Source organism: Pseudomonas sp. H2_D02, assembly GCF_054677635.1.
This window is the reverse complement of record NZ_CP162816.1, coordinates 6,202,305-6,214,699: the sequence shown is the minus strand read 5'-3', so window position 1 is coordinate 6,214,699 and position 12,395 is coordinate 6,202,305. Positions and strand designations below refer to the sequence as shown.

The window sequence follows — 12,395 nt, the reverse complement described above, 5'->3', positions numbered from 1 at the left end:
TGTCGTTTGTAAGTTGGACGGTCGTTCTAATTAATGTTTGAAGTTTGTTTTATTTGGATATTTATTGGTCGTGCCTGGGTGTTGTGCTTCCGCAAACCGATAGAGTACTTTCCTTTTCGTTGATGTCGTCGATATTGATCGGGCGACGGACAAACTAGCTATTGTAATGTCCGCTTCAATGCGTGGGCGTTGATAAGCTTTTTACTTGGTTGAATCTTGGGTGTCAGTTTGTTGGTCAGTGCTTGTTGCTCTGGCTTTGCTCGGCTGCACGCCTGCAATAAAAGGAAGTATTGTAAGTGAGCGAGACTCAGTCGTTGTCAGTAGATAATTATGTCGATTTTATTGATTTGTTGAAGTTGAAGGAGATCGATCAGCTGTTAGTTCCATATCAGGGCACTCCCGAATATGAAGCGGTGCATCGCTATTATGCCAGCTGTGTCGCCTTGAGGGATTCTGCGCAATTGCTCGAGCCCCTGGGCCTGCTAAAGCAGGCGTTGGGCGACCTGCAAGGGCGTAGCCGAGTACGCCGTACGCCAACGGAGCCCGATAGTTCCGGGGCTGCTGGCTTGACAGAGATTTACAATAAGCTGGAGGGATTTGAAGTACGGTTATACAACAATATCGAACGGCTCCCCGCCACCGCGGTGCCAAAGAAATTGAACTTCGTTTGGCTAGGAGGAGGATTGGGTGACATTCAACTCGATTACCTGCGTATCTGGAAGAGCGTCATGCCGGACGACTACGCCATAAATGTCTGGTATGACAAAGACGGTTTATTGGCTCACGAAACCACGCGGATTATTGTCGAGGCGGCAAAGGCAGATACTTGGTTAAATGAAGCGGGCGTCATCAGTTCGCCTGACAGTTTGGCTGACCATTATGAGGCACGAATCACCGCGCTTAAACGCCAGATGTACATGCACGTCAATCGAGCGTTGAAGCAGAACAAAAGTGCGGATGAGGCACGCATCGATCTACTGGTACGCGGGTATGGTTGTGATGGAGATGTTCTGCGTGCGCTGAAAGATAAAAACGCGCACATCATGCGCAGCCTTGATCGCGAAGGGCTGCGATTGCGCAATATCAATGAACTCCAGACGTATTCTCGATTGGAAGAGTTTTACAATCGTGAAATGTCCTTGCGCGGAAATCTCGCGACAGCCTCGGACATTGTGCGGCTGCTGGTGGAGCACGATGAGGGGGGCGTCTACAGCGATGTGGATTTCTTGCCGTCGTTTGTTCAGGAAATCGCGGGCATCAATGCCAACCAACTGGCGAAGGGCGCTCGGTTGGGTGTATTGCAGTTGTTGTTGAACAATAACCCCCAGTGGATGCCGGGCCGTCAGGCACTGGTCGGTCGCTACACAGATTTCACCTCACAAATTCCCGTGGAGCATCGCGAGATGTTGGAGCGGTTCGCAAAAGGTAGCCCATCCCTGGATCAGGTATTTGCTCCGTTCCAGGAAACCAGCGTTCCGACGGACAGTTTGCGATTGGCATTTATCGAGGGGGGCGAGTCCAATGCGCTAATTGTCAGCCACCCCCACTCGGCTCCGCTCGAAACCATCCTCCAGCGCATCGAGACCCACTATCAGGCCTTGCTAGCCGTGGAGCGCGAAGCCGCGAGGGCCAATGACGTATTTCATGGGGTCGACCTCATGAAGATACTAAAGGACGAGTTCGGTATCGTTGATCTAAAAGCCGGTAATGAAGACTACCGGGCCATGAGTTTGTATAAGGGGATTGCCGACTATTTCAGCGATGGCATCCGTCCCGGGACTGAGGGATCGATATTTCTGACAGGACCGGGCGCGCTGCGAGCGGGGCTGCTGGAGTATGAAAGCAGGGTCTACACACCAAGCGGTGCTAACGCGGTGCGGAATTCCATCAGGTTGGAAACCGGTTTTAGCAACGTCACGGAAGAGGAGCAAGATCATTCCTGGAAAGAAAACGCGAGTCCTGAACAGTGGCTCGAAAAAGAAAAAGGCAATTGGCTAGGCGGTCGATTCCAAGCCCGCTATGCGAAAGATATTGAGCCGTTGCTTAAATACAACAGCCTGGAATTCGATAGCGGCTGGCCGGTGATCGAGGGCCGCCACGTGTTGTCCACCGACCTGCTGCAACACCTGGCCGATGAGTTGGGTGAGCCCTTCAAGCAGGCGATGAGCCGCGGCCACAGCGGTTCGATGGTCTTCGACAAGCCCATTCCCCTGGGCTTTGATGAGCGTCAGTCGATCCTCGCCCCAAGGATTCCTGTCACGCCCCCTGGGTCATTGAGCGATTCACAGACGCAACAGTTGTCTACCGCTGAGCTCTTGAACCGGCTCGCCGAAGATAGTTTTCACGTCGATCACTTGAGTCCCTTGCAACGTCTGCAGCTGGCTGCGTTGATCGGTGCCGAGGCGGTGGACAACCGCACTTTCGATGCGGCTCGTCCGAGGCTGGAGAACCTGATCAACACGTTCAGGAAACCCGGCACCGCCGGGGGTTACGCGTCAATCGAGCGCGCGTTATATCAGCAGCAGGCGCCTGCATTCCTGGCCGGACTCGCCAGTGCGGCCGATTATTCATCGAAGCGTGACGAAACAGCACTGGCATTAAAGAAAGTCGCACTGCGAGAGCCGCTGACACTGCGCCAGTGGGGCGAATATGTGGCGCGGATCAAGCAGGCGGCGAAATTGGAACATCGTGTTCAGATCATCGAGCGCATCGGTGTCGTCCTGGACGGTTTTGAAGCCATTCCGCTCAAGCTCGTGCCGCAGGATCTGTTGCTTCATGGCGAGGGTGACCGGGTGGGCGGCCGGTGTTATCCCCTCGCCCTGGCAATGGCGGCAGCCCTGTCGGAGGACAAGGCTGCGGTCAATACTTTGCGGGAGCGATTTTTCCTCGGGGTTATCGAGCCAGAGGCAAGCGATTCGGTGTCTTTCCTGAACCTGATGGAGTCGTTGCGTGACGTGCAGGTGGCTGATGTTGGCCACGCGCTGCCACGTTCGGACTTGCACGAAGTGGCGCGGATGCTGGAGACCAGGACCACCACCGCTACGCTGATGCTCAACTCGGACAATCACACCATGTTGGTGGCCAAGACGTTTGACGGCGAGCGGGGTACCTATCACTTCTACGATCCGAATTTTGGCGTATTCGAATTCGAGGACCCGACCGCGTTCAAGCAGACGCTGGAACAGTTCTTCCTTGAGCGGGACATGGCTCGTTATTACGCTGCGTATGGCGATGCGGCGCGCCCCACTTTCGACCTGATCGAATTGGATGGCGCGCGGGTGTCGAACCTGTCATTGCCCGGCGAAATGAAGGTCTCGCGACTGCTGAAGCAGGGCGCATTGCCTGGGCAGCCGACACGCCCAATCAGGCAGCGAATCGCCAGCGCTCGGGGGCAATCACTCCAGAGCAATCCTCGACTCGGCAGTAGCCTGTTGGCCCTGGATAGCCATTGGTGGGCGCAACAGATCAGTGAGACGACCAATGACCTCCACCAAGCGAACAATCTGGGGGCTCAACTCGTGCCCTTGTTCGATACCTTGGAGGACGTTCCTGGCGGGGGGTACCGGATCACCTTGATAGACCCTGCCAATCCGGCGCAGTTGATGCGGATCAGCACTGACGACCACAGGTTCTTGCGTATAAAAAACTACCTTTCCGAACGTTTCTCGACCTTGGCCAATCACGATGTCATTTCGAGAGACCCCACGGCGGTAGGCGCTGTCCACACGCTGAACGCCGGTTTCGCCATACAGGCGTTGATGAGCGCACTGAGAGCGCGCGAAGGAGACGGTCGGTCCCTTACCCTGGCGGTGCGGCTGCATGCTTATGTCAATTACACCCAGATGGCTCACGGCGTCATCACTGATATCGCGGCGCTGGTCGGTCTGGTCCGGCAAGCCCTGGCAGAAGAAAAACTGATTGCCCAAGCCGTCGCGCCAGTGGTCAAGGCCTCGGTGGGTGGCCGGATAGGCGAGGGGGTTGGGGCGTTGTTGCAGTTGGCGAACGTCGGGTTCGACATCTACCAATTGTCGACTGCGCGAAATGATGTCGAACGTGCCGAATTCGGTACTCAATTGGCTTTCGACTCGGCGAGCCTGGCGGTAGCGGTTGCAGCTTATGCCGCCGGTGCCACCGCCGGGGCGATACTGGGCGGGGCTGCGGTGATATTGGGAGGGCTTGCGGTGGGGGTGGCCGCGGTGGTCAGGGGGTTTGCGACCATTGCCGAGGAAGCTGAGCAAGTCGGGCTGTTTTTCCTTGACGTCGAAAAGGCGCATCTTGACGCTTATCGCTTTGATCCCGCCCATAATGCCTGGACACCTGGTCCTTCCTTGATCATCGAGACGGTAGATCTGGCGAACGGCGCACTCGGATTGGGTAGTCCAAAGCTATATCCGCTGCACGACCACTTTGGGGTGCCTACGTTCGAGGCGGATTACGCCCGTGCAATCAACATTCGCCAGCAACTGGAATTGCCCAGTCGAATAAAATTCGCGCCGGCTTCTGGCCAGGCTATTGTCCTGCCTTGCACGCCGCAGACCTGTTACGGCTATGCATACAAGGCCTTGCCGTTTTCCAGTTGGCACCTTCCTCCCGGTTTCGACACGGCACGACGCCTGGAGAAGATCAAGCCGGACGGTGGGTGGCTGTTTTTGTGTTCCTTCTATTCGTTTCCCTGCGACCACATTCTCCACCGCCTTCACAGCCCGGACTATCGGCCCACGACAATCGACGTGCTGCTGGACAGTATCGATCGTTCATTGGTGGTGCCCGCTCTACTGCCGAGTTGGCACGGAAAAATCAACTATCGGATCCGGGGAGCCGGCAAGCGATGCGCGGTGCTGATTAATACCGGCGTGAGCCTGAGCCTTGAAGCGCCCGCTCAACTGACTTCAAGCTGGGTATTGGATGCCCCGTGGGCAAAGGAAAGCGACGTGCGGTTTGAAGGTGTCGCCAAGCTGTTTATTCGCGACGTTGCCGTATCACTCACCGGAGCGGGGCATCATGGGACCTTACTACGGCTTTGTGACGACCAAATATTCAAGGTCGAGGCAGGCCAACTGTCCGCTGTCGAGTTGACCGAGGCGCCAGGCATGGATCACCAAGCGTTGCACGAACACATGAAGAGCTTGGCTCGGCAACATCGCCTGGCGATGCCGTATACGGCGATACATGACTACCTGGTTCCGTTCGAGAACCCGGATGAGCCCCGACACGTCACGGCATGGTACGACGGGATGAATGATCGTTTCCTCTACATTCGTGACGAGATACCGGGCGCCGATGAAACGATACTGGGCGCGGTAACCGGCGGTTACGCCTGGTTCTATGACCCGGAAAATGTGCTGGTCTGGCAGGTCGATGCCACTACCGGCGTGTTGGTTCGGCGTTACTGGTTGTGGAGGTCGTTCAGCGAACTCGGCGTGATCAAAAGCCTGGAGGCGGATGAGCAAGGTGTGATTCATATCGTGCAGCAGATCAGTCGCCAAGGCCGCACTTATCAAGAGCTGGGTTATGTGATCCACGCAGGAGAATTGCTGCTCATTTCAGCGACTCGAGACGTGGACACTGCGCTGGAGCCTACCATCAGTTCCAGCGAGAAACTGAGGGCCTGGCCCGATGTGCTGGGAGATTATTATGACTATCCACCGTCGTTCGCCGATCAATATCCCTATGAAAACGTCGACTGGAAGCCTGCGCCTTTTGTCTCGGTTTGCTGGAAAAATAATGATCTGAATCGAAACATGGCTTGGATTCGTCGCAGTGACCGGTTGATCATCCGTCCTACGCCTGAACCCGAATATTCTCGAGGCTGGCCCGATTCGATCAAGAACCTGACTGATTTGGTGCTGATCACCCCGACGGACGGAAGCGATTCGTTTGTCATTTACAACAGGCTCATACAACGGCTGTGTCATCTGCAGCGCACCCTGGTAGCGGGTAAAGGACAATGGACCGTTCGATGGTTACCGTCGGACAACCTCAAGGATGTCATCGCTGTTGAGGGTGGTTATGTAGCGATGCGTACCGACGGGTTGTTTTTCACTCTGGCGCCCCAGGGCGAACTGCAATTCGCAGGCCTGAACGAAACGTGGCTCAAGGGCCGGAATCATTGGCTGTCTGAGTTGGCACCGTTGACCAGCCAATACAAAACGAAGCGCTTCGCCATTGTTGGTTTGCTCAATACCAGGGGCGACGGAAATCTATGTGCCTGGTACGTCGATGACAAGTTGTTGCTGAGTGACCTGGGCCAAGGAAAGGAAGTCCGCTTGCTCAACGTGACGCCAGATGGCGAGGCCGCCTGGTTGTTCGATGTTTCAAATGGTGGAGTCTATCGCCAGGCGTTTGTCGACCCGCAGAAATGGGCGGGCGCGTTCGGGCAAGGTGTGCGGTTGCTTCAGGCTGACGCGATACCCGCCGCAGAGCGTGAATGGGCCTCGTATCAATTTGCCGAGTTGACGGTCGAAGGGCCGGGCCTGAAAGGCATCACCCACGAGGGCTTGGTGGTTATTCTGCGGGACCACGAACCCGCGATGATTACAGGCGTTACTCATGAGTGGGTTGTCGCCCAGGGCGACCAGGTGCTTGAAGCGCTTGGGCAGTTGGCGAGGCATCCGTCCCACAGTGCCCTGATGACAGTCGAAGAGCCCGGTAGCCTGGCATGGTTCGTTGCTGGAACCGGGCACATGATCCGGGTCCCCAAAGCGGCCATCCAGCCTTCCTTCGAAGTGCTGGGGACACAGCGACAAACCAACGTACTGATTCATGAAGGCGAACGGGATAAATTGTTGACCCTGCCAGAGGCGAGACAGGCTTGGGCACTCAGTTATGCCCGGCGCGAGGGTGAAGTGTTGGTTGTCGAGGGGGACGACACGGGGCCCATTGATCTGTTGCCGCTGTTGCCCGACGGTATCAAGACCCTGGTACTGCGCATGGGCCAGGGGGCGGTCAGCTACAGGTTGTCCAGGGCATCCTGGTTGCGAATCAACTCGGTCATTCTTGACTGCCGACATTCATTGGCCGGCGCGGGGATGGTTCCTGGCAAACTGGCCTGGGAACTCGATGAGCCGGACCAGTTGCTGCTGAGCCGCGTTGGAGAGCATCTCATGATCATTGATCCGAACAGTGGACAAAGTGTGATCTGCCGTGACGCCTATGCGACAGACAGCGATTTTCATGGGGAAGTCTTACTCAGCTTTGGCAGGAAAGGACGATACAATGTCTCGGCACTGGCCACATGGTTGGGCGCGTCGCCGAATGCTCAGGACGGTACCACGCTCAAGGCATTATTGGCGGTACCGTCGGAGGTGGAGACCAATAACGTGATTTGATTGTTTGCCGCGCAGTGCCTGACCACCGATTCAGGGCGTGACCGTGGCTGTGCGGACTCAGCCACGGTCTGGATCAGGGCGAGAGGTAGCCTTTCACCCCGGTAAAGATGATCTGCGCTGCCAGGGCACAGACAAATAGCCCCATCAAGCGGCTGACGATCTGCAAGCCCTGGTCGCCGAGAATCCGCTCGATGCGGCTGGACAGGTATAGCACGACGCCAACGGTGAAGCTGGCCAGGGCGATACTGACGATCGCCATGAGTTTGTCGTCCCAGTGCGGTTGGCTCACGCCCATCACCAGCAGGGCGCCGATGGTGCCGGGGCCGACAGTCAGCGGAATGGTCAGCGGGACGATGGTCACGTCCTGCTGGACATTGTCGGTCTGTACCGCCGACTTGCCTTGGGCCATGCCCAGCGCCGAGATGAACAATACGCTGCCGGCGCCGATCCGGAACGCATCCACGGTGATGCCGAACACGCTGAAAATCACCCGCCCGAACAGATACAGCAGCACGCTGGAGACCAGCGTCGCCGTCGCGACCTTCCAGGCCAGGCGACGTTGTTCTTTGCGTGAATAGCCACGCGTCAGGCCGATAAAACACGACAGGACGAAGAAGGGGCTGTAGAGCACCAACATTTTCAGGTAAACGCTGAACAGCACGTGAAGCATGGTCGAGGGCTCGGGACGGAGGAAGACGACCGGAGTCTATCAGGCGTTTTGGCGTCTGTCGGCTCAGGACGTATGCGCTGTACGGTTCTGCTGGTCGCGCTGGGCCACCCAATGCTCGATCAACTCGCGCAGTTGCGACAATTCGACCGGCTTGGCCATATGCCCGTCCATTCCTGCCTGGCGTGCGCGCTCCTTGTGTTCGGCCAGGATGTGCGCCGTGAGCGCCACCACAGGCGTGCGGGTCCGCTGGTTGCCAACCTCCCAGGCGCGTAACTGCTGGGTAGCGGAGAAGCCATCGAGAACCGGCATTTCGCAATCCATCAGGACCAGGTCGTAGCGTTGTTCCTTCATGGCCTTGAGGGCTTCTTCGCCATTGCTGGCCGTGTCGGGTTGCAGGTTGAGCTTGCCGAGCATGCCGCGGATGACCTTGGTGGAAATGGTGTTGTCTTCAGCCACCAGGATGCGGAAGTCGGCGGGGACTTTCACGGGCGCGGGAACGCCGGCACTGGCCGGGACGTTTGGCGCCTGGCCTTTGTTGCGCTGGTTCAGCTCATCCGCCAGGGTGGTCTTGAGCGTATAGCCGGCCACCGGTTTGGCGAGGATGCGCTTGACGCCACTGTTGCGCGCCACGATCTTGCTCGGCGCGTTGCTGATGCCGGTCAGCATGATCAACAGGATGTCGTGGTTCAGGCTCGGGTCTTCCTTGATCTTGGCGGCCAATTGCGTGCCGGTCATGCCGGGCATGTTCTGGTCCAGCAGCACTACATCGAAATAGTCGCGCAGGTGGGCCTTGGTGCGCAGCAACGCCAGTGCCTCCTTGCCCGATGGTACGGCGCTGACGTTCAAGCCCCAGGCGCTGCATTGCTGGACCAGCACCTTGCGGCAGGTATCGTTGTCGTCAACGACCAGCACTCGTGCCCCTTGCAGCGGGCCATCGAGGTCGGAAGTCGGGTGTTCAAGACGATCTGGGTCCAGCGGCAAGGTCAGCCACAATGTACTGCCCTGGCTGCTGCCGCTCTTGATGCCGAATTCGCCGTGCATCAGCATGATCAGCTGGCGGGCGATGACCAGGCCCAGGTTGCCACCCAGGCGCGTGGCCGAAAGGAAATTCTTGCTGTGCAGTTCCGCATGCATCAGCGTATCGCGCTCCTCGGCGTCCATGGGCGACCCGCTGTCCTGCACGGCGATGCGCAGACGAGGCTGGTTGCTGCGTTCATCGAGGGCCACGACGATCAGCACTTCACCTTCGTCGGTTTTTTTCAGGGCATGTTCCAGCAGACTCAGCAGTGCCTGGCGCAGCCTTGTCGGATCACCGCTGATCACCCGCGGCACCTGGGGCTGGATGAAACTTATCAGCTCGACGTTCTGCTGTTCGGCCTTGGCGCGGAAGATACTCAGGCAATCCTCGATCAATGCGTTGAGGTCGAACTGCACGTCATCCAGTTCGATCTGGCCGGATTCGAGGCGGGAAATGTCGAGGATTTCGTTGATCAGGGTCAGCAATTCGTTGCTAGGCGCTGTGGATCGTCTGTACGTAGTCGCGCTGCTTGACCGACAACGGCGTGCCCAGCAGTAGTTCGGTCATGCCCAGCACGCCGTTCATCGGGGTACGAATCTCGTGGCTGATCTTGGCCAGGAACTCCGCCTTGGCATTGATTTCCGCGTTGCTTGCCGCCAGGTCGCGGCTGATGCTGAAACGGCTCTCATTGATGGATCGCTGTCGTTCGCCCAGGGCAACGCTCATCAGTAGGCCGCTGATGCAGATGAATACCAGTAGGGTAATGATCAGCCCTTGGGGCGCGACTTCCGTCAGCCCTTGCAGGGCCGGCAGAATGATCAGCGTGCCCAGGTTGAACACGACCATGGCGGCGACGAACAGCCGTGCCGGGCGGTAGCCCTTCTGCCAATGCCAGGCGCTGACGAACAGCATGCTAAGGCCGGCCAGTGCCACCAATGTGTAGGTCATGATGTTGAGAGGCAGCGTGTTGACGAACAGCAGCAACAGGCTGCATAGCATGATGAAGACGATTTCGCCCAGCAGCAGCCGGTTCAGCGGATGCGGCCCTAGCGGCGCGAAGTAACGATAGGCGAACATCAAGCCGCAGGGCGCTGTCAGCAACAGCGCCAGATACGCCCCGGGCGTTTGGATCGCCGGCCAGTCCGGAAACCAGGCCCCAGCCAGGTTCAACAGCAATATCAGGCTGAGCATCAACAGCCCTTCGCAGGCTGCCAGCCACAGGCAACTGCGTGAGCGGGTGTAGGCGTAGCGGGTGAGGTTGTGCAGGATCAGCATTGCGATACAGCCGAACAGCAGCCCATAAACCAGGGTCTGGTTCTGGTTGGCGGCTGCCATCACGGCCGGTTGCAATGAGACGAACGGGCGCAACTCATATCGCGAGGCCAAACGCAGGTAGACGTCGAGTGGTTTATCGCTGCGGGGCAGCGCCAGCATGAAATCGCTGCTGGGCACGGACTGTTCGGTGCCTGCCGTGGCGTTGCCGCTGATCTGCTGGTCGACCAGGGTATCGCCGTCCAGCACATAGAGATTCAGGCGTGAGAGGTCCGGCGCGAAGATGCGCAGTATCTGTTCATGCTTGTCGGGTGCCAGCCGGAAGCGCAGCCACAATGCGCCGCCAGGTTCGGCGGCCTTGAGGTGGTCAAGGTCGATGGGGCTGAATTGATTGGTGTAGCGAGCAGAGCGAATGTCGCTCAGTTTCAGATCGCCCTGTTCGTCGAGCAATACCGCCCAGGCACTGCCCGGCGCGGCCTGGGCCGGGAGCACGCAGAGCAGCGTCAGCAGCGTAACGGTCAAGCCTATGGCAATCCTGAGCCAGCGCACGGCGAAATCCCTTCGTAGGTTGATGCCAGATTATAACTATGCGCGGCGCCTGAGCCGACAGGCAAGGGCCATGGACCCTTGCCCGGCTGAATGGCCAGGTTATTACAGGTTTTCGCCACGCTCGCGGGCAATGGCGCGGTAGCCAATGTCCTTGCGATAGAAACAGCCTTCCCAGTCAATCTGCGCGGCCAGCTTGTAGGCCTGCTCTTGAGCGGCACCGACACTCTCGCCCATGGCTGTGGCGCACAACACGCGCCCGCCCGCAGTAACCACTTGGCCATCCTTCAATGCCGTACCCGCGTGGAACACCTTGCCTTCCAATTGTGCCGAGGCATCCAGGCCCTTGATCGCATTGCCCTTGGCATAGTCGCCCGGGTAACCACCGGCGGCCAGGACAACGCCGACGCTCGGACGCGGATCCCATTGGGCTTCAACCTTATCCAGCGCCTGGGCCAGGGCGGCTTCCACCAGCAGCACCAGGCTCGATTGCAGGCGCAACATGACCGGTTGGGTCTCAGGATCGCCGAAACGGCAGTTGAATTCGATGACTTTTGGGTTACCAGCCTTGTCGATCATCAGGCCAGCATAGAGGAAGCCAGTGTAGACGTTGCCTTCCTCGGCCATGCCACGCACGGTTGGCCAGATGACCTGGTCCATGACGCGCTGGTGCACGTCGGCGGTGACCACTGGCGCTGGGGAGTAGGCGCCCATGCCGCCAGTGTTCGGACCGCTGTCGCCATCGCCGACGCGTTTGTGGTCCTGGCTGGTGGCCATCGGCAAGACGTTCTTGCCATCGACCATGACGATGAAGCTGGCTTCTTCGCCATCGAGGAACTCTTCGATCACGACGCGCGAACCCGCGTCACCGAAGGCATTGCCGGCCAACATGTCGCGCACGGCGTCCTCGGCCTCGGCCAGGGTCATGGCTACGATCACGCCTTTACCGGCGGCCAGGCCGTCGGCCTTGATCACGATCGGTGCGCCTTTTTCGCGCAGGTAAGCCAGGGCTGGTTCGATTTCGGTGAAGTTCTGGTAGTCGGCGGTCGGGATCTTGTGGCGTGCCAGGAAATCCTTGGTGAAGGCCTTGGAACCTTCCAACTGCGCTGCGCCGGCGGTCGGGCCGAAGCAGTCCAGGCCGCGGGAGCGGAACAGGTCGACGACGCCGGCAACCAGCGGTACTTCCGGACCGACGATGGTCAGCGAGACGTTTTTCTCGGCGAAATCAGCCAGCTGTTCCAGGGCCAATACGTCGATGGCTACGTTCTCGCACTTGGCTTCGATGGCGGTGCCGGCATTGCCCGGTGCGACAAACACTTTTTGCACACGCGGATCCTGAGCCACTTTCCAGGCCAGGGCGTGTTCGCGGCCACCGCTGCCAATGATCAAAACATTCATTTCAAAAACCTCGGATGACGCTGATTCGGTTTGGAGCCTAAGGCGTTCTACGCCGTAGGAGGCTGCAATGAAGTCGGTAGATGCAAGGCGGGGTCGACCTCGATGAGCGGAGTTGCCTTTTGGCAATGAGCATCATCGAGGTCGGCTCCAACGCAGCAGATGC

At 58.4% G+C, this 12,395-nt stretch carries 3 protein-coding genes and 1 pseudogene; 1 reads left to right on the top strand and 3 read right to left on the bottom strand.

Features of this window, described 5'->3' with window-relative positions; genetic code table 11:
- Nucleotides 1-296: 296 nt before the first annotated feature.
- Entirely contained in the window at nucleotides 297-7,328 is a 7,032-nt protein-coding gene (locus AB4N42_RS28365) for a TcdA/TcdB pore-forming domain-containing protein (RefSeq protein ID WP_460115658.1), read from the top strand.
- A 73-nt stretch (nucleotides 7,329-7,401) separates the two neighbouring features.
- On the opposite strand, the gene AB4N42_RS28360 is transcribed toward AB4N42_RS28365, so the two are convergent.
- From AB4N42_RS28360 to purD, 3 genes and pseudogenes are all read right to left on the bottom strand, one after another.
- The gene (locus AB4N42_RS28360) at nucleotides 7,402-7,998 is read right to left on the bottom strand and encodes a MarC family protein (protein ID WP_030138020.1); all 597 of its coding nucleotides are present in this window, start codon (nucleotides 7,996-7,998) and stop codon (nucleotides 7,402-7,404) included.
- 63 nt (nucleotides 7,999-8,061) lie between these two features.
- Nucleotides 8,062-10,837, bottom strand: a pseudogene (locus tag AB4N42_RS28355) (hybrid sensor histidine kinase/response regulator).
- A 102-nt stretch (nucleotides 10,838-10,939) separates the two neighbouring features.
- Nucleotides 10,940-12,232 (bottom strand): phosphoribosylamine--glycine ligase, encoded by a 1,293-nt coding sequence (gene purD, locus AB4N42_RS28350; RefSeq protein WP_030138022.1) that lies wholly within the window; start codon nucleotides 12,230-12,232, stop codon nucleotides 10,940-10,942.
- Nucleotides 12,233-12,395 lie beyond the last annotated feature (163 nt).